Source organism: Pseudovibrio sp. Tun.PSC04-5.I4 (assembly GCF_900104145.1).
In the GTDB taxonomy this organism is placed as follows: domain Bacteria; phylum Pseudomonadota; class Alphaproteobacteria; order Rhizobiales; family Stappiaceae; genus Pseudovibrio.
Genome location: NZ_FNLB01000006.1, coordinates 2,937,696 through 2,955,438, shown reverse-complemented (window position 1 = coordinate 2,955,438; position 17,743 = coordinate 2,937,696). Strand labels below are relative to the sequence as shown.

Annotated in this window: 15 protein-coding genes; 5 read left to right on the top strand and 10 right to left on the bottom strand. The window is 50.3% G+C overall.

Going from position 1 to position 17,743, the window contains the following annotated elements:
- Positions 1–35: 35 nt before the first annotated feature.
- The 3 genes from gshB to rsmI form a co-directional block, all read right to left on the bottom strand.
- On the bottom strand, positions 36–1,010 hold the full coding sequence (gshB, locus tag BLS62_RS19010; protein WP_093183980.1) for a glutathione synthase: 975 nt from the start codon (positions 1,008–1,010) through the stop codon (positions 36–38).
- Positions 1,011–1,128: 118 nt separating this feature from the next.
- Entirely contained in the window at positions 1,129–1,509 is a 381-nt protein-coding gene (locus BLS62_RS19005) for a YraN family protein (RefSeq protein ID WP_208990960.1), read from the bottom strand.
- Positions 1,496–2,422: a 16S rRNA (cytidine(1402)-2'-O)-methyltransferase gene (gene rsmI / locus BLS62_RS19000; RefSeq protein WP_093183977.1), complete on the bottom strand. Its 927-nt coding sequence runs from the start codon at positions 2,420–2,422 to the stop codon at positions 1,496–1,498. The genes BLS62_RS19005 and rsmI overlap by 14 nt, the downstream gene beginning before the upstream one ends.
- Positions 2,423–2,684: 262 nt before the next feature.
- Between rsmI and BLS62_RS18995 the strand changes: the two genes are divergently transcribed.
- From BLS62_RS18995 to coaBC, 3 genes are all read left to right on the top strand, one after another.
- Positions 2,685–3,917, top strand: coding sequence for a penicillin-binding protein activator (locus BLS62_RS18995; RefSeq protein WP_093183974.1), 1,233 nt, complete (start codon positions 2,685–2,687; stop codon positions 3,915–3,917).
- Between the two features lie 171 nt (positions 3,918–4,088).
- Positions 4,089–4,454 carry a VOC family protein gene (locus tag BLS62_RS18990; protein WP_093183972.1) on the top strand — a complete coding sequence of 122 codons (366 nt, stop codon included), beginning with the start codon at positions 4,089–4,091 and terminating at the stop codon, positions 4,452–4,454.
- A gap of 149 nt (positions 4,455–4,603) precedes the next feature.
- Positions 4,604–5,806, top strand: a complete 1,203-nt coding sequence (gene coaBC / locus BLS62_RS18985) for a bifunctional phosphopantothenoylcysteine decarboxylase/phosphopantothenate--cysteine ligase CoaBC (protein WP_093183970.1) — start codon at positions 4,604–4,606, stop codon at positions 5,804–5,806.
- A 42-nt stretch (positions 5,807–5,848) separates the two neighbouring features.
- On the opposite strand, the gene BLS62_RS18980 is transcribed toward coaBC, so the two are convergent.
- The 4 genes from BLS62_RS18980 to BLS62_RS18965 all read right to left on the bottom strand — a co-directional run bounded on the left by BLS62_RS18980 (position 5,849) and on the right by BLS62_RS18965 (position 10,685).
- Positions 5,849–7,495 (bottom strand): GMC family oxidoreductase, encoded by a 1,647-nt coding sequence (locus BLS62_RS18980; protein WP_093183967.1) that lies wholly within the window; start codon positions 7,493–7,495, stop codon positions 5,849–5,851.
- Positions 7,496–7,652: 157 nt separating this feature from the next.
- Positions 7,653–8,153 (bottom strand): MmcB family DNA repair protein, encoded by a 501-nt coding sequence (locus tag BLS62_RS18975; protein WP_093183965.1) that lies wholly within the window; start codon positions 8,151–8,153, stop codon positions 7,653–7,655.
- A gap of 77 nt (positions 8,154–8,230) precedes the next feature.
- A complete protein-coding gene (locus tag BLS62_RS18970) occupies positions 8,231–9,304 on the bottom strand; it encodes an alpha/beta hydrolase (protein ID WP_200798542.1) in 1,074 nt (357 codons plus the stop codon).
- Between the two features lie 19 nt (positions 9,305–9,323).
- A complete protein-coding gene (locus BLS62_RS18965) occupies positions 9,324–10,685 on the bottom strand; it encodes a DEAD/DEAH box helicase (RefSeq protein WP_093183962.1) in 1,362 nt (453 codons plus the stop codon).
- Between the two features lie 332 nt (positions 10,686–11,017).
- Here BLS62_RS18965 and BLS62_RS18955 point away from each other — a divergent pair, with 332 nt between their 5' ends.
- Positions 11,018–11,335, top strand: a complete 318-nt coding sequence (locus BLS62_RS18955) for an ArsR/SmtB family transcription factor (protein ID WP_093183957.1) — start codon at positions 11,018–11,020, stop codon at positions 11,333–11,335.
- Between the two features lie 16 nt (positions 11,336–11,351).
- Here BLS62_RS18955 and BLS62_RS18950 read toward each other — a convergent pair whose 3' ends face one another.
- A complete protein-coding gene (locus tag BLS62_RS18950) occupies positions 11,352–13,355 on the bottom strand; it encodes a bifunctional DedA family/phosphatase PAP2 family protein (protein WP_093183954.1) in 2,004 nt (667 codons plus the stop codon).
- 325 nt (positions 13,356–13,680) lie between these two features.
- Here BLS62_RS18950 and pap point away from each other — a divergent pair, with 325 nt between their 5' ends.
- Entirely contained in the window at positions 13,681–15,168 is a 1,488-nt protein-coding gene (gene pap / locus BLS62_RS18945) for a polyphosphate:AMP phosphotransferase (protein ID WP_093183952.1), read from the top strand.
- 10 nt (positions 15,169–15,178) lie between these two features.
- Here pap and BLS62_RS18940 read toward each other — a convergent pair whose 3' ends face one another.
- Together BLS62_RS18940 and BLS62_RS18935 are read right to left on the bottom strand one after the other, a co-directional pair.
- Positions 15,179–16,363 (bottom strand): NAD(P)/FAD-dependent oxidoreductase, encoded by a 1,185-nt coding sequence (locus tag BLS62_RS18940; RefSeq protein WP_093183949.1) that lies wholly within the window; start codon positions 16,361–16,363, stop codon positions 15,179–15,181.
- A 175-nt stretch (positions 16,364–16,538) separates the two neighbouring features.
- Positions 16,539–17,738 carry an acyl-CoA dehydrogenase gene (locus BLS62_RS18935; protein WP_093183945.1) on the bottom strand — a complete coding sequence of 400 codons (1,200 nt, stop codon included), beginning with the start codon at positions 17,736–17,738 and terminating at the stop codon, positions 16,539–16,541.
- Positions 17,739–17,743: the final 5 nt, after the last annotated feature.

The window sequence follows — 17,743 nt, the reverse complement described above, 5'->3', positions numbered from 1 at the left end:
GGCCCCGAAATTAAACAGGGCCTTGTTTGATGATCTTATTTGGAAAGTTTTTTCTCAAGCACATCCCAAACCATTGCAGCCACATCCGGACCGCCTAGTTTCTGGATTGCACGAATGCCTGTGGGCGCAGTTACGTTGATTTCCGTCAGGTTGCCGTCAATCACGTCAATACCAACAAGAATGAGGCCCTGCTCCTTCAGTGCCGGTCTAAGGCGAGCACAAATTTCGCGTTCACGATCTGTCAGGTCACTGTCTTTTGGCGAGCCACCACGAACCATGTTAGAGCGCAAATCCCCTTCAGCAGGAACGCGGTTCACCGCACCGGCAAACTCACCATCAACCAAAAGAATGCGCTTATCGCCATGCTTTACGTTCGGTAGGAACTTCTGAATAACCCAAGGTTCGCGGAAGGTGACGGCAAAAAAGTCATAGAGAGATCCGTAGTTAAGATCCTTCTCGGCCACACGGAAAACCGCTGCGCCGCCATGGCCAAACAGCGGTTTCATAACGACATCGCCATGCACCCTGCGGAATTCATCAATTTCGTCTTTGTCGTGAGTGACGAGCGTAGCTGGCATCAAATCAGAGAACTGCGTCACAAACAATTTCTCAGGCGCATTGCGCACGGAAATTGGATTGTTCACCACCAAGGTGGTCTCAGCAAGTTTTTCGAGAATGTGTGTAGCGGCGATATAGGCCAAATCAAATGGCGGATCCTGACGCATCAGAACCACGTCCATGTCGGACATATCCACGCGCTGAGGTTCCCCAAAGCTGAAGTGGTTGCCAACTTCATCACGTACTGTCACGGGCTCTACACGGCACATAACTTTCTCACCCCAAAGCGCCAAACGCTCTGGTGTGTAGTGGAAAAGTTCATAACCACGATCCTGCGCTTCCAACATCAAAGCAAACGCACTGTCTCCAGCAATATTGATCGAGGAAATGTGGTCCATTTGAACGGCAACTTTAATTGGCCGTTGAACTCCAGAAGAAGCTGCTTGGGGCATTAGGCACTCCTAAAATAACGCAGGGTTAGAAAACCGCGTAAATAAAAATGAATGATAGATGCAGATATGTGTGTCAGAAAGCAATTTGTCTATAATTTAGCGATAAAATATTATTCTATTATAATATTTCGGCTTCAAAAAGATTGGGAAAGTGCTGGGCTTCTCCACATTTAGGCAGAATAACTGCATCAAATCGCAGTGTTTTTCCAACCACATCATCGTGAAGAGAAACCCATTCTCGTGCAGCATTAGCAATTCGTCGTTGTGAGCGAGGGGTGATTGCAAGCAACCCTTCTTCGACGCAGCGTCTGGCTTTGACTTCAACAAAAACGATTGTTTGGTCTTGCTCGGCAATCAGATCTATCTCGCCTTGCCTGGTTTTGTAGCGCCGTTCAAGGATCTGCCAACCTGCTTGCCGCAGCAACATTTCGGCCTTCAATTCAGCCGTTAATCCCTTGCGGTAAGCTGCCTGCTTTTTGAGAAGATCACTTCTCTTCATCCTCGGTACTTTCGTCGTCTCCTGCATGTTTTAGCTCCGTAGCACGGGTGTATATCGTCTTGCGATCCACCCCGGTTGCTTTGGAAACTTTTTTGGCAGCAGCACTCACCGGCATCTCTTTCAACGCTTCTAGCAGCATGCTGTCAGCATCAATTTCGGTCGCGTTTTGCTCTTCGGGTGGTGAAACCAGAATAACGATTTCTCCCTTGGGCCGATCCCCCGAGAAGAAGTCACTTAATTCTTTAAGAGTGCCGCGGTGGAAGGTCTCAAACCGCTTGGTCAGTTCACGAGCAACAACCGCAGCCCGGTTGCCGAGGATCTCTTGCATATCCGCGAGCGAAGCGCCGACCCTATGAGGGCTTTCGTAAATCACCAGCGTTGCAGGAATATCCTTGAGTTCTTCGAGGCGCTTTTTCCGACCATGAGTTTTGTTGGGCAAAAACCCAGCAAACAAAATGGTGTCAGATGGAAGACCCGCCCCTACCAATCCACTCAACATCGCAGAGGCACCGGGAATAGGAATAACCTTGTGTCCCTCTTCCACCACATCGCCCACAAGACGAAAGCCGGGATCGGAGATCAGCGGTGTGCCTGCATCTGAAACAAGCGCGACTGCTTTGCCCTGCTCCAGCACTTCCAGAATGCGAGGACGCTGTTTCACTGCATTGTGCTCATGGTATGTCATCATTTGTGTGCGGATGCCATACCGTTGCAACAAAACACCTGTTACGCGTGTGTCTTCACAGGCAATCAGATCACAGGATGCAAGGGTTTCCAGTGCGCGAATGGTGATATCTTGCAGGTTCCCGATTGGGGTCGAAACGATGTGCAACCCCGATTCAATCCGCCGCGCTGTGATGGAATGCTCGCCTATATAGTATTTCCGTTCGGATACAGCTTCGGAATGGTCCATGGTTGCCTCGTGGGAGCCCCGGAGAAAGGGGAAGTTTTGCACAATAGAGAGTGCACATCTAACCAACAAACCGCAAAATGACCAATTACAACGGGGAGTTTTTGACAGAATCCTTAAAAGATTCGCGGATTTCCTTGGGTTTGGGCTATATTAAATCCGGTGGATCTGTAGAAATAAGCCAAAGTAAATGTAAATTGCCGTATTTCAGCCTTCACAAAAAGAGGGCTTGAACGAAACGGCCTACGGAATTGATGGGGAATCTATGAGCCTAGGTACAGCCGCACCCCGCGGAATGAGTTTCCGCAAATTTGTGACAGGAGCCGCGATCGGCATCTCTGTCCTGCTGAGTGGCTGTGTTAATTCGCCCAATTACTCTTCAGTCAATACTCCCTTTCAGCCCAACATAAATCCTGGCGGGCAACAAGGCCTCGTTGCAGGCCGTGTAATCGGAAACGGCTCTGTCCGCATTGGTTTGCTCCTGCCGTATTCTGGTGAAGGCCAATCTGCTGCGTCGGTCGCAACTCTTTTCGCGAATTCTGCAAAACTTGCCTTGGGAGATTTTCAAGGCGCTGATGTTCAGCTGCTCGTGAAAGATACTGGCGGCACGGCTGAAGGCGCCAGTATGGCTGCCCAGCAGGCAATCAACGAAGGTGCAGAGCTCATCATCGGCCCTGTGTTTGCAACAGCTGTACAAGGCGCGACGTCCGTTACACGCCGTGCAGGTGTCCCAATTGTTGCCTTCTCCTCTGACATCAACGTTGCGAAATCCGGCACATATCTGTTGAGCTATCTACCGGTTTCGGATGTAAACCGCATTGTTTCTTACGCTGCAGAACAAGAACGCCGGTCTTTCTCAGCCTTGCTGCCAAACAACGCATATGGCGCTGTGGCAGAAGCCGCATTCCGTCAAGCTGTTGGCCAGACCAATGGTCGCATAGTTGCTATTGAACGGTATGTGCCTGGTAATGCAGAAGACATTCGTGCTCGTGTTGCCAACCTGAGCCGTTCCATCTCGCAGGTGGATACGTTGTTTGTGCCAGAAGGTGGCGGCGTACCTCCATTCGTTGTTCAGGTGATGACGGAAATGGGGGCAAGCCTTGGCGAAGTGAAGATGATAGGCAGTGGTCAGTGGAACACACCGGATATTTTGCAGTCTCCAGTTATGGTTGGCAGCTGGTTCCCGGGCCCGGATAACCAGAGCTTCGAGCGTCTTGCAGTTCGTTACCGTGAAACATACGGCACACAACCTCCGCGCAATGCGTCTTTGGCGTATGATGCAACTATTCTGGCTGCCGGGTTGGTTAGGTCTGCAGGGCCTGACCGCTTCTCAGACCGTGTTTTGACCAACCGTGATGGTTTTCTCGGTATTGATGGCATCTTCCGCTTTCAACAAGATGGTTTGAACAACCGCGGGCTGGCCGTCTATGCCGTTTCTGGCAAAGGGAATGCGGAGCCGATTGCACCAGCACCGCGCAGCTTCGCTGGTCAGTTCTAACCAGCAACACATTTCATTGATGAAAGCCTCGCTCTTGATTGAGCGGGGCTTTTTTATGCCCTGAAGCGGGCGTTGACTTCAATTGAGCTGGAGATCTTGGGCGTATGGTGACAGCGAAGCATTTAGAATGCTGCCTGCTCAGATTGATACAAACCAGCGAGACCATCAGCTATGCAAGAATTGCGCTTCCATCATGTTGGTATTCCCACCAGCGAAGAGCTACCGAAAACAGACCACAACAAAAAACTCAAACTCACTGCCACCGGATATTACGATGGTCCCTATGCGATTGAGTGGATGAATTTTGATGACGATAATTCTCTCCCTGAAATTATAAGGACAATGCCTCACGTTGCCTATGTGGTGGATGATTTAGCGCAGGCGTTAAAAGGAAAGAACATCGTTTTAGAGCCAGAAAGCCCAGCTGCCGGCGTTTGGGTGGCCTTCATCTTGGAAGGGCGCAATCTCATTGAACTGATGCAGTTTGACCAGCCAGAACAGGAAATTTGGCCGCATCCGGGCAAGTTCAAAATCTAACCATCTGAGGTTGCCGTCGGAATATGCCCATTGAGACGAAAGGCCCCTAGGAAACGGATGAAATCGGCAAGAAAACCAGATAGTAATAGCTCAGGAAATGAGTTGGCGGGCTTGGATTTGCCAAGGCCTGCACAAAAGGTGGTTCTAAAATGCTCTCAGAAAAGCGCATTCTTCTCATCATCACAGGCGGTATTGCGGCCTACAAATCATTGGATTTGATCCGTCGCCTGCAAGAGCGGGGCGCTAAAGTTCGTGCAATTCTCACAAAGGGTGGGTCTCAGTTTATCACACCTCTTTCCGTTGGCGCTTTGACTGGCGACACGGTGTTTACGGAGCTGTTTGATAGGGAAGCCGAGCATGATGTTGGCCACATTCGGTTATCGAGAGAAGCTGACCTTGTTGTTGTCGCTCCGGCCACGGCAAACATTATGGCCAAGATGGTGCAGGGTCTGGCAGATGACCTCGCCACCTGTGTGTTACTTGCCAACGACAAGCCCGTGCTTGTTGCGCCTGCTATGAACTCCAAAATGTGGAGCCACCCAGCCACCCAGCGCAATGTCACCCAGCTAAAGGCGGACGGTTTGAATTTCGTCGGCCCCAATGCAGGCGAAATGGCGGAAAAAAACGAAGCTGGCTATGGCCGCATGTCTGAACCGCTTGAAATTGTGGCCGCGGTTGAACAGCTTCTCGCACCCATAGAACAGCCATTGAAGGGCAAGCGCATCGTCATTACAGCTGGCCCAACACATGAACCGATTGATCCGGTGCGTTACATCGCCAACCGCTCCTCTGGTAAACAGGGGTATGCGATAGCGGAGGCGGCAGCCAAAGCCGGTGCGCAAGTCACCCTGATCTCGGGCCCTGTTACGCTGGCAGACCCCGTTGGTGTTGAAACCATCCGCGTTGAATCCGCAAGTGACATGCTGGCGGCTGTCGAGCGTGCTCTTCCTGCTGACATTGCCATAATGGCTGCAGCTGTTGCTGACTGGCGTGTCGCGCATGACAGTGATCAGAAGATAAAAAAAGATGGCAGCGGTCTGTCGCCTGCGCTTGGTTTGGTTGAGAACCCGGACATCCTCAAAACCGTTGGTCATCTTGAAGATAAGCGCCCAAAATTGGTTGTCGGCTTCGCTGCTGAAACGAATGATCTGATTAAGAATGCACGCGGTAAACTGGAGCGCAAAGGCGCAGACTTGATTGTTGCCAATGATGTTAGCCCGGAAAACAATGTGATGGGCGGCGATAGCAATACGGTCCGCCTCGTAAGCCATGCAGGCGTAGAGAACTGGCCGAAAATGGGCAAGGCCGAAGTTGCTCAAAAGCTCGTCGCAAAAATTGCTGAGCTGGCATAATTATTTGGGAGGCCAGCGTTACAAAACACTGGCCTTACTCTTTTAAATCATCAGTGCCTCACTTTTGACCTTGCTGTTTAGAAGTTGCTTTCCCAAGATCATATCTGCCGCCTTTTCAGCAATCATGATTGTTGGTGCATTCGTATTTCCGGAGATCACGTTGGGCATAACGGAGGCATCGATAACACGAAGGTTCTCAAGGCCGTGCACCTTCAAGTCTGGCCCCACGACAGACATATCATCCTTCCCCATTCTGCAGGTCCCAACAGGATGATAGATTGTCTCTGCCCGTTCTCGGATGGCTTTCTTGATGCTGGCCTCGTCCCGGTCAATCTCATGAATCATCTCAGTTCGGTATTTGGAAAGCTCCGGTCCTTCCATGATGTCGCGTGTTAAACGCACACCCTTGACCAGTCTATCAAGATCATCAGGATCACTAAGGTATTGCGGGTCAATGCGCGGAGCAGCAAAGGGGTCCGCTGAATTAAGACCCACTTCCCCCGTGGATTTAGGGCGCAATACGCAAACGTGACAGCCAAATCCATAGCCGTGGTATAATTTACGACCATGGTCATCAATGATTGAGATGACGAAGTGCAGTTGGATATCCGGGCGTTCAAGATCTGGGCTGGTTTTGATGAACGCGCCCCCTTCAGCAGCTGGGGAGGCAATCATCCCGGTGCCATCTTTCCGCCAACGCATAATTTCTTTGATCAGTTGCAGACCTGGTTTCAAGCCCAACCCAACCATGCCACTGTCGTTGGAGCGGTAGCTCAAGGTGTAATCTAGGTGGTCCTGCAGGTTCTTTCCAACACCAGGGAGGTCATGCAGAACCGGGACATTATGTTTTGCCAGTTCGTCTGCCGGCCCAATGCCGGATAACATCAACATGTGTGGAGATTGGAATGTGCCAGCAGAGAGGATCACCTCCTTGTTGGCCTTAACCGATGTGAGCTTGCGCTTGTGGCTATATTCAACGCCAACAGCCTTTTTGCCCTCCAACAACACCCGCGTGCTGCGAGCATGTGTGATGACAGTTAGATTAGGGCGATCCATAACGGGGTGCAAATAGGCAGCAGCAGCTGAGCAGCGCTCACCTTTTTTGTCTTCCTGATGGAACTGTGTAACCTGATAGAGACCCACGCCCTCCTGATCACCACTGTTAAAGTCGTCATTGCGTTTGATCTGCCGCCCTTCGGCAGCTGCTAGAAACGCATGAGAGATCGGGCGTGGTGTGCGCTGTTCGGAAACCTGAAGCGGACCAGAGGCACCATGCATTTCGCTTTCACCGCGTTGGTTACATTCTGCCTTTTTGAAGTACGGCAACACCTCTTCAAACGACCAACCTTCAGCACCCTGCTCTACCCAGTCGCTATAATCTTCCTTTTGGCCGCGAATATAGAGCTGTGCGTTGATCGCGCTGGAACCACCGAGTGCTTTTCCTCTTGGGTGAAACGTCGTTCGGTCGTTGAGTTCGGTTTGCGGGGATGAATCGAAAGCCCAGTTGTTAAGGGCAAATGGTTTGCCAGAAACTAATGCGGCGATGCCAAACGGAGCGCGAACAAGAGCAGACTTGCCTTCGCCGCCAGCCTCTAGCAGGCAAACAGAAACAGCCGGATCTTCAGTCAGACGCGCGGCAAGAACACAACCTGCCGAGCCACCACCAACAATCACATAATCGAAATTCATTGCGCCCCTCCCCAGAAACTAAAGCTTGATGGTAAGGAGAGCTAACTTAAACGGAAACCTAAACATTCTGATGAGTATGTTTAAGGTGAGTATTATGGTGACCCTGCATCTGGCAAAGTTTATATGTACCAATTAGATACAGATATTAATCCCCAGCTTATCCCCTACGTAAATTACGTTGGTTTGGGTCACTCACATCATGTAGGCGGTTTGCAGCTGCTTGTGCAAACCGCAAAATAACAGTCTTACGGGTCGCGGCAGAGAGCTTGTGTTCAGGTGCGTCACGGATAATTTCAGCCATATAATCATCGGCCAGAATGAAACCGGTTTCTTCGGGAAAAATCTCTTCAGGAACGTCAGGGCTAGTTGCGAAATACAAGCGGTCACAATAATCGCGATACTCGTGCCATTTATTATCCGCTTTAAAATCTTCGATAGAAGATTTGATTTCGATGATCCAAATCTCGGATTTTTTGCCAAGAACAACCAGATCTGCCCGACGACCCGAGGCAAGCGTCACCTCCGGCAAGCTGGTAAGGCCCAGCACACGCATATACCGCTGAACACCGCGCTGGATTTTTAATGCCCGATCAGATTGCCGCCCATCAACCAGAGGGTTGTTGAGTTGGACACGATTGGAGCCCTTCACAAATTCCATGAAACTGTTCCCAATTTGTTCCTGCTAATACTAGCAAGCTCCATGGGGAATTCAATCGTGTTTTTGGGAAATTCCGTTCAGGGTCTGTCAGGCAAAGATATTCCAAGCTCTATTGCCAGCGATTGCATGTGTTCATCAACTGGGTAAAATCCTGCGCACAGTATCAAAGCCTGCCGTGCCTCGGCAAAGCACGCTCCGCTTGAAAACAATTCAGCGGAGCGGATGAGGAACTGTTTGCGCCAACGTTTCGGCGTTGTTCTCATCACGTCATCATTGATAAGGCGGTGATGACACTCCAGCAGCAGGTTAGCGCCATCTGAAGGACAGTTGAGGAGTGCCAGCCGCTCTGCCTCCAGCAATCCATAACCGGGGTTATCCTTCAAAGTGCTGGTGTTGCTCTGGTGATCAATGTCCTGCCCGTTTGCAATACTTTTGCCAAACTCAACAAATGCGTGGCAGGTTGAAATTTCCGGTTTCATAATGAGTTTCTTTTCCGAAAGGGACACCGAAAGATCGCGCTCAAACGTCTTGATAATCCGGCGAATGATATTCAGAGAATAGAGCTGGTCATGCAAGGCATGTGGCCCTGCAAGCCCATAACAGTGGCGCAGATCGCACTGCGGCAGGCTCTCAACCGCCAAATACCCTGCTGTATCGATCCAGTCATACAAGCCAAAAAACAGATGAACTGGAAATCTCGATATTTTGGAAAGAGATTGAAGCAGGGGATTTTTGTCAGGATAAGGCGCAGCTACATAATGAGCGCTTTGGCTATCAGGCAATCCAAGCTCGACCTCAGGCGAGAACGCAAAAACCTCGCCATCCTGACGGCGCAAACCGGTTATGAGAGCGCCATATGCACCCATGGAAGCACCATAATAAATGATCCGAGCTGGTTTTTCGCTCGCAACGGCATCCTCAATCGCACGGTCGATTTCCTGCGATGCATTGAGATACCATTGGGAGCTGGCGTCATTAAAAAAGACGCAGGAATGCTGCGTCTTTGCAAACAACCGCTCAAGGCCAAATTTCCCTGCGGGAATACGAGCTTGAGAGAAGACAACAACAAGTACACCACTGCGCCCCCCGGATTGAACTTTAACGTCCAATCCATTTGGGGACTGACTTTGTGGTGATGAGACTGCCGTCATTCTCTGTCATGCTCAAGGATTATTTGCGTTTCAAATATCCACCAGCGCTACCCGTAGATCCCGCATCTGAGCCGGAAGACTTGCTCGGTGCGCGGCGCGGCGGTGGTTTAGGGGTGGATTTGTGTGCTGGCTTGCCTTTTGACTTAGCAGCAGGTTTTTCCCCCTGCGAGCCCTTGCGTAGACCCTTGGCATTCTTCTTGCCGGCGGGCTGAGCACCATTCCTAGCGCTTTTTGGTTCGCGATCGGATGGGAAGAACAAGTACCCGTCCATCTCTCCGATTTTCTTACCAATCAGCAGCTGAATAGCCCGTAACATACCACGATCTTCTGGCAGGCAGAATGTGATTGCAACACCGCCTTTACCCGCACGCGCTGTCCGACCAATACGGTGAACGTAGTTTTCAGTCGCGTTCGGCATGTCGTAGTTGATGACATGGGAAATGTCGGAAACGTCAATTCCTCGTGCAGCAACATCAGTCGCCACAAGAATTTTCAGCTTACCAGCCTTGAATTTATCGAGAGTCTTCTGGCGCTCCGCCTGACTCATATCACCATGAATTGCTTGTGCTGGAAACCCGTCTGCATTGAGCCTCAATGAGAGTGCTGCGGTGCCCTTTTTGGTCAGAGCAAACACCAGAGCACGTTCGCAGTCTTCTTTTGCGAGCAGCTCCTCAAGCAAAGGAAGCTTGCATCCGTGCTCCATATGGGCAATTTGCTGGGTCGCAGCTTCAACTGTTGTTGCAGAAGGAGCTGTGCTGACTTCAACGGGATCTGTCAAAAATCGGTCTGCTAACTGTCGGATTTCACGCGGCATGGTCGCAGAAAAGAGAAGGGTTTGGCGCTTTTCTGGAAGCAGGTAAGCGATCTCCTCCAACTCGGCGATAAAGCCCATGTCGAGCATCTGATCTGCTTCATCCAGAACGAAGATTTCCAGCTCATCAAAGCTGACGCCATTCTTACGGTGAAGATCCAACAAGCGACCCGGTGTGGCAACAAGCACATCCAGACCCCGTTGCAACGCTCTGAACTGCGGAGGAAACGGAACACCGCCCACAACACAGCTCGTGTACATCTTCGTCCGGCCTGCATAGGCCTTGATGTTTTTTGTGATCTGATCTGCCAGCTCGCGCGTTGGCGTCAAAATAAGGCTGCGCACGCTTTTCGGAGCGGCCCTAAACCGGCTCTCAAGCAAGCGCTGAAGAAGCGGCACTGCGAAAGCGGCGGTTTTACCAGTTCCTGTCTGAGCCAGACCAAGCAGGTCTTTACCCTCAAGAATAGATGGGATTGCGGTTTCCTGAATAGGTGTCGGTTGGCTGTAGCCTTTGGCTTCCAGCGCAATCTGAAAGGGTTTCGCAACACCAAGTTTGTCGAAGTCGGTCAAACAGTGATCTCTCAAATAAGCAGAGTATCCGGTGTTGGATCTGCTGATTTCATAGCGTGGGTGGGTCGTGTCGCAGCATTTAAGCTGCAGAAGCGGTCATTGGGGGCTATTATCATAGACCAATCGCATTATGCTAGAGATATCGACATTCAGCAAAATGTTCTGTTCGTCATGAAAGGAAAAAGCCAACAAGTCGTGGTGGACCTATCCAACCCCTTGCATGTTTCATGTTCTTCATTATGTATAGATGTCAAGAAAAATAATGCCGCTTTAATGGCCCTTATAATATAAAAGGCCTGCAGCCAATAACAATTCCGGTTAGGGTTCGAGCTTTGATTGAAGCAAATTTTGAAGATTTAGAAGAAAACGCTGAGGAAGCTGCTCGGCTTCTTTCTAACATGGCGCATCCCAAGCGCCTGATGGTTTTATGCCGTTTGGTACAAAGCGAATGTACTGTAGGTGAGTTGGCCGAAGCTGTGAATTTAAGTCAGTCAGCTTTGTCACAACATCTTGCGAAGATGCGTGCGAACAATTTGGTCTCAACACGCCGTAGTGCGCAGACAATATATTATTCGCTGGCTAGTAAAGAGGTCGAATCTGTACTGCAGACGCTTTACGGTCTTTATTGCGCGCCGCAGGATGATACCTAGCAGAACATCAAATCCCCTAAGGCCCTGCAATAACGACAGAGCTGCCATCCCACCGAAGCTTCTCGGAAGCATTGGGAAGCATATTGAACATCTTAAGGTCTGCAGGAATTTCATCCTCGGACTTCAGGCCAGAAAATTCTCCGAACAGCCGAACGGTTTCTTCATCAAGCGACCCACCAATGTAGAGCGTTGAGAGGGTGCCGTTTACCCCTGAAAGTTTGAAACGCGTCTCCCATAGCCAGAAGACTTGTCGGTGATCCTGATCGTTCTCATAGACCATCGTCAAAGCAGGGAGGAAGCCTGTATTCGTATGCGGAACAGGAGGGAGCGCGCCAGCTGGCGTTTCACCTTTCAGGTATCCGGTTGCCGTTGGTACGGACCATTCAGGCGCATTCTGCCAGCCGAGTTTCTTCATTCGAAGTTCAAGATCTTCAGGCGTCCCGGACCATTGCAGGATAATAGGTTCTTCCAAATCGCCACTTAGAGAAACTCGATTAGCAGGCAATAAGCGCCAATCCTGCACGCGCCAGCTTGATTTCTGGATGACCACAGACTCACTGCGCGGCTCATAAGCCTTAGCTGCTGTCGCGTAGTTTGCGTTGATATGCCAGACAGAAGCGAGCGCAAGAGCGATAACTGAAATTACAATGAGTGCATTACGTCCGATTTTCTCATTGTGAATATGCCCAAACACAAATGAGAAGAAGAACACTGTGCCGGCTCCAAACAGCAGCCCAGCAAGAACATCAGAAAGCCAATGGGCTCCCAGATAGATGCGGGAGAAGCCAATCAGGATCGCATAGGTCGCTGCGATGGAATAAACCACCGTCTTTGTCAGGCGTGATCTGTCATGAGCTGCCAAAACCGCCAAAACGCCCACCAGAACTGTATTGATGGTTGCATGACCTGATGGGAACGAGAAGGAATCTGCGCCGGAATAAAGTTCGATAGGCCGATATCTACCAATCAATGCCTTGGTGATCACGACAAAGATGGATGAGCTGGCAATCGCAATCACAAACCCTGTCGCACGGCGCCATGCTTTGCGTGCAAACAGGTAGATACCAGCAGCGAAAGTAACCGTCGCTGTTACCATGCCATCACCCATCATCGTGATCATAACCATGATCTCGTCAATGACTGGCGTACGTGCAATTTGGAAGAAATTGCTGATTGCAAGGTCGGCGCGTGCCATTGGCATACCCGGTGCAACTGCCCCGGTAAACCAAATGAAGCCCGGCAAGGTCACAAGCAGAAAGAACGCGGACACCAACATTCCCACGCTACGAGGGTTTTCCGGATCATAGGTGTGCGCAATCCATTGGCTAAAGCGATTTGGGCGGCGTGAAAACCATGAAACAATTGCCTGATGGGAGTCGCCAACCACTGGTAGAATGAACATGATGAGCCAACGGATCATCGCGATAGAGACTAATAAGAAAAGCAGTAGGCCGCCAAAAATAACGGCAAGGCGTGTATTGAATTCCCCAATCGCAAACAAGGCTGACCCGGCCAAAACCCCCGGTAGAAGGTGAATAGCAGACCACGCAAGTGCGGAAGTAACATTAAAGAACGTAAAGCGCCGAAAACTCATATCCGCCATGCCGGCAATGCCGGGTACGACGGACTTCACACCCGGTACAAAGCGTCCAATGAAGATGCTCTTTCCGCCGTGTTCCGCAAAGTAATCTTCCCCGCGTTGCAGCCAGTCTGGATATTTGCTTAGTGGCCAGATACTGCGGACTCTGTCTTTGTAAAAGTAACCAAACCAGTAGGAAAACGCGTCGCCTGTAACAGCGCCTGCTGTCGTCCAAATAAAGATGCTTAGGAAGTTCAGTTCACCAAGGCCGATAAGAGTGCCCGCTCCAACCAAAACAACCGTGCTGGGAAACACTAGCCCGATAAGAAAAAGGGCTTCACCCATAGCAACGAAGAAACAGATAAACCCAGCTAGCGAAGGGTTAGCTGCAATAAAAACAACAACATGATTAAGGAACGTGGTGACGAAATCTGCGCTCACTGAAAATTCTCTAGCTCTTTCTTAAATCTCATACACCACAGGTATGAAAAACTAAAATGTATACATCGCGCTAAAGTGACCAAAATATGGTCCGCATGCTGTTACATCTATATTCAGGCATCTGGCGCCTTGGAAGAGAAATAACAAGCCCTAATACCTGCGAAAAGCATAATAGTCCCACTAATCAGTTAGTCTCGTTAATTCTGGTGACGAAAACATCGTTTAGCCCTTTAAGCAGTAATACAGAATGGCTATTCTTGGTAGTAAGCCGACTGAGCAAAAAATAACAATTCCATTCAAGGCCCCAGACGCGAAGGTCACATGCATGTTTCAATCTGCAAATATTCCTCAATCAATCAGCAAAGAGTTCTTGCAGGAACGACTGCCTGAACTCCGTGAGGAATTGTTGGAAGTTCAACACAAGCTGAGAGAAAACAAAGCTTTTGCGACGATTATTTTGCTTGCTGGGGTTGATGGCTCAGGTAAAGGCGCTGCAATTTCACGCCTTTATGAGTGGATGGACACACGTTACCTCTTCTGCAACGCCTATCATGAAGAACGTAGCGAATCCGAACGCTTAAGACCTGCTTCTTGGCGGTATTGGAGAGACCTACCTGCCCGCGGAGAAACATCCATTGTTTTTGGGTCTTGGTATCAGGACCCTTTGCGTGAAGCCGTAATGGGTAAGATTGATGATGCCGAACTAGAGCGTCAGCTTTCTGCGATCAATCGGTTTGAAAAAATGCTGGCATATGAAGATATTCTTCTTCTCAAGTTCTGGTTTACCCTTCCCAAGGAAGACCAGCGGGAGCGCCTGCATTCCATTGAGGAAAAAGGCAAAAAAGGCAGGAACGTCATCGAGGAATGGTCTGGTGTAGAGCATTATCGTGCGGCGCAAAATGCTGGCGAAAAGGCATCTTTGCAAACGAGCACAGGCTATGCACCTTGGTTTGTAATTCCTTCTCAAGACCCAGATGTGCGGGACCTTGCGCTGGCAGAAACCATCGCAATGTCGATGAAGAAGAAGCTGGAAAGTGCGAACGGCGTTCCCGTATCCGCACCAGCCGTGGTTACGACGCTCTCTCAGGCCAACGCGGTGGATGCGATTGACCTGTCTGCGACCATCTCCAAAGAAGACTACAAGCATGAGCTTGAAGAACTTCAGGACAAAATGGCGTATCTGACCGACCGTAAACGGTTCAAAAAGTTCAGCTTCGTCTCTGTCTTCCAAGGTAACGATGCTGCGGGCAAAGGCGGATCTATTCGACGTTTGACACGGTCAATGGATCCTCGAAATTATAAGGTCCATCCCATTGCTGCCCCGTCCGTTGAGGAAAAACTGCATCCTTATCTTTGGCGGTTTTGGCGGAAGCTTCCCAAAAAAGGGCACAGTGCAGTCTTCGATCGGTCCTGGTATGAGCGTGTGCTTGTAGAACGGGTAGAAAGCTTCTGTACTGAAGCAGACTGGATGCGCGCCTACAATGAAATCAACTCCTTTGAAAAAGAGCTGACGGATTCCGGTATCATTCTCTGCAAGTTCTGGCTGGCAATCTCTGAAGAAGAGCAGCTGCGTCGCTTTAAAGCGCGTGAGGAGACCGCATACAAGAACTACAAGATCACAGAGGAAGATTGGCGCAACCGGCTTAAATGGAAAGAGTACGCCATTGCAGCAGGTGACATGGTCGATAGAACATCGACAAGATATGCACCGTGGACGTTGGTCTCTTCCGAGGATAAGCGCTATGCGCGAATTCAGGTTCTAAGAACCACAGTGAATGCGCTGGAAAAGGCGATGAAAAAAAAGGAGCGCTAAGCGCCCCTTCTTAAACCACGTTTTTCTCAATGAGCGGTTTGTTGATACCAAGCCGCTCAATTCCCAATTCGCTCAAATCAAGGCTCTCATAGCCGCCTGTTACAATATGCTCGGCAATACCGCGTCCAACTGCCGGGCTTTGCTGCAAGCCATGGCCCGAGAACCCCAGAGCGAGATAGAAATCCTCAATCCCGGGAACAGGGCCAACAAACGCGTTATGGTCAAACAGGTTCATATCGTAATGGCCTGCCCATGCTGCACCGGGTTTAATTGCCTCAAACGCTGGAATACGGGTGGCCAGCGTTGGCCATAGATGTTCCTCAAAGAACGAATAATCAACGTCATAATCGAAGCAATCAAGGTCATCAATTTCAGCAGGTGCGCTGCCGCAGATGAAACCAGCCCCTTCTGGGCGCACATAAGTGCCTGTCGGATCGATCAACAAGGGTAGGTTTGGAACCTCTTCCCGGCATTCAAACGTGAAGATCATGCGCTTTCTGGAATGGATCGGAATATCCAGATCCGCTTCCAGACAAATCTTCATACCGCCGGAAGCGCCAGCGGCATTCACTACAACACCAGCTTCAACCTGCTCTCCATTGGAAAGCGTAAGAATCCAGTTCCCACCCATGATCTTCTCTAGATGTTCAACCTGTGCAGATTCATAGGGAACATTGAGAGAGCGCGCTTTGCGGCGGAAAGCCTGCATCAAGCTGTACCCGTCAAACCAACCTTCACCAGAAAGGCCATGAGATCCCGCTGCTAGATCGGAAACATTCAACCATGGAAAATTCGCTAGGAGAGCATCTGGCTCCATAAAGGCGATATCAGCACCCATTTTTTGCTGAAGAGCGTGGTTTTCTTCCAAGATGCTGCGTTTGTCTGGCGTTGCCAAAAACAAATACCCGCCTTCGACCAAATCAACGCGCGGCTTATCGCCATCAACTTCCAGAATATCGCCAATGTTGCGGAGGAAGTTGATGCCATGCAACGAGATATCGATGTTGATGGCAGAAGAGAATTGCTGGCGTATGGAAGCGGCAGACAATGCGGATGCGCAGCGCTGATAAGACGGGTCTTTTTCAAAGACCGCGATGGTTCCCTTAAAGTCGTCGCGTTGGGCAAGGTGGTATGCCACCGAGGACCCAATGACAGCGCCTCCAATAATAGCAACATCAACTGAAGCTATCGCCATAATCACACCCGATAATATGAGAAGAGAAAACAGATAAGAACCGACGCCCGAAATAACGGCGGGCTTTTGCGAGCGCCGGTTTTATAAGAGGGTTGACTGATCAGCCCTCTAAGCAGTTAAAGCGTATTCCCGAAAAGCGGCTACCGGTATTCGGGAATACGTCATAGATCAAGGCTCAAAAGAAAGCCTGAAGGCCAGTCTGTGCGCGACCCAAAATAAGGGCGTGAACGTCATGAGTGCCTTCGTAAGTGTTTACGGTTTCAAGGTTTTGCGCATGACGCATGACCATGAATTCCTCAGAAATGCCGTTACCGCCGTGCATGTCACGCGCCTGACGAGCAATATCCAAAGCTTTGCCGCAGTTATTCCGCTTCACGAGAGAGATCATCTCTGGAGCAACCTTGCCTTGATCGAACAGCTGACCAACGCGCAGGGAACCCTGCAAACCGAGGGCAATTTCGGTCTGCATATCTGCCAGTTTCTTCTGGAACAACTGTGTCTGTGCCAGAGGACGGTTGAACTGTTTGCGATCCATGCCGTACTGACGTGCACGCATCCAACAATCTTCCGCAGCGCCCAGTGCACCCCAAGAGATGCCGTAGCGAGCGCGATTAAGGCAGCCAAACGGGCCTTTCAAACCGGAAACGTTTGGCATCAGAGCGTCTTCACCAACCTCAACGCCATCCATGACGATTTCACCGGTGATAGAGGCCCGCAGAGACAACTTGCCGCCGATCTTAGGTGCGCTAAGACCTTTCATTCCTTTATTAAGGATGAAACCGCGGATCTTGTTGTCATGTGCTTCTGACTTCGCCCAAATCACAAATACATCTGCAATTGGGGAGTTAGAGATCCACATTTTGGAACCGGTCAAGCGGTAACCGCCATCGATCTTTTCCGCACGGGTCCGCATAGCTCCTGGATCAGAACCGGCATCCGGCTCTGTCAGGCCAAAACAGCCAACAAACTCACCGGAAGCCAGCTTTGGCAGGTATTTCATGCGCTGTTCTTCAGAGCCGTACGCATAAATTGGGTACATCACCAGCGAAGATTGCACGCTCATCATGGAGCGGTAGCCACTGTCAACGCGCTCAACTTCACGCGCTACAAGGCCGTATGCCACGTAGGAAGCGCCAGAACCGCCGTATTGTTCAGGAAGGGTTACGCCGAGAAGACCCTGCTCACCCATTTCGTTGAAAATGGAACGATCAGTTTTTTCTTGGCTGTAAGCCTCGATTATGCGTGGCAGCAGTTTTTCTTGAGCATAGGCGCGTGCGCTTTCCATGATGAGAACTTCGTCTTCACCAAGTTGCTCGCGCATCATGAACGGGTCTTCCCAATTGAAGACACCGCCGCCTGTTGGATCACTACTCATTGTGA